The 1,128-nt window shown below is 61.2% G+C and carries 2 protein-coding genes; both read left to right on the top strand.

The window, feature by feature from the left end:
• On the top strand, positions 1 to 879 hold an 879-nt coding region (gene alc, locus ACIOVB_RS17210), incomplete at its 5' end, for an allantoicase (RefSeq protein ID WP_401269691.1).
• A gap of 136 nt (positions 880 to 1,015) precedes the next feature.
• On the top strand, positions 1,016 to 1,128 hold a 113-nt coding region (locus ACIOVB_RS17205; RefSeq protein ID WP_401269766.1), incomplete at its 3' end, for an ureidoglycolate lyase.

The following is a 1,128-nucleotide window of genomic DNA, read 5'->3' as shown; positions in this document are numbered from 1 at the left end:
CCTACCCCGGCCGTGTGGAAGGAGGGCGTGTGCGATGACAACGGCACGTGGATGGACGGCTGGGAGTCGCGCCGCAAGCGCGTCGAAGGCTTCGACAGCGCGGTGATTCGCCTGGGCGTACCGGGTTCGATCAAAGGCGTGGACATCGACACTTCATTCTTCACCGGCAACTTCCCGCCGTCGGCCTCGCTGGAAGCGTGCTTCCTGGCCTCGGGCGAGCCTGATGAAAACACCCAGTGGACTGAAGTGCTGTCGGCCGTCGAGCTGCAGGGCAATAGCCACCACTACCACGAAATCAGCAACGACAAAGCCTTCAGCCACCTGCGCTTCAACATCTACCCGGACGGCGGTGTTGCTCGTCTGCGCGTGTACGGCATTCCGTTCCGCGACTGGTCGGCTGTTGGCGACAACGAACAGGTTGACCTGGCGGCTGCACTGAACGGTGGCCGTGCGCTGGCCTGCTCCGACGAACACTTCGGCCGCATGAGCAACATCCTCAACCCTGGCCGTGGTATCAACATGGGCGACGGCTGGGAAACCGCACGTCGTCGCACGCCAGGCAATGACTGGGTAATCGTCGCGCTGGGCCACCCGGGCGAGATCGAAAAAATCGTCGTCGACACCCTGCACTTCAAAGGCAACTACCCGGACACTTGCTCGATCCAGGGCGCGTTCGTCAAGGGCGGCACCGACAGCCAGATCGAAACCCAGTCGCTGTTCTGGCGCGAACTGCTGCCGGCACAGAAACTGGAAATGCACGCCGAACACACCTTCGCCGAGCAGATCAAGGCTCTGGGCCCGATCACCCACATCCGTCTGAACGTGTTCCCGGATGGTGGTGTGAGCCGTCTGCGCGTTCTCGGCAAGGTCGCTAAGTAAGGCAATGATCGTTCCCACGCTCTGCGTGGGAATGCATACCGTGACGCTCCGCGTCACAGCGGACGCGGAGCGTCCATGGCGGCGTTACCACGCAGAGCGTGGGAACGATCAACAGAATTCGGATAAGAAGAACAGCATGCGCACACTGACGATTGAACCGCTGACCAAAGAAGCCTTCGCCCCTTTCGGTGACGTAATCGAAACCGACGGCAGCGATCACTTCATGATCAACAACGGTTCGACCATGCG

The organism is Pseudomonas sp. NPDC087639, assembly GCF_044743385.1.
Taxonomy (GTDB): domain Bacteria; phylum Pseudomonadota; class Gammaproteobacteria; order Pseudomonadales; family Pseudomonadaceae; genus Aquipseudomonas.
This window is presented reverse-complemented; position numbering and strand designations above follow the sequence as displayed.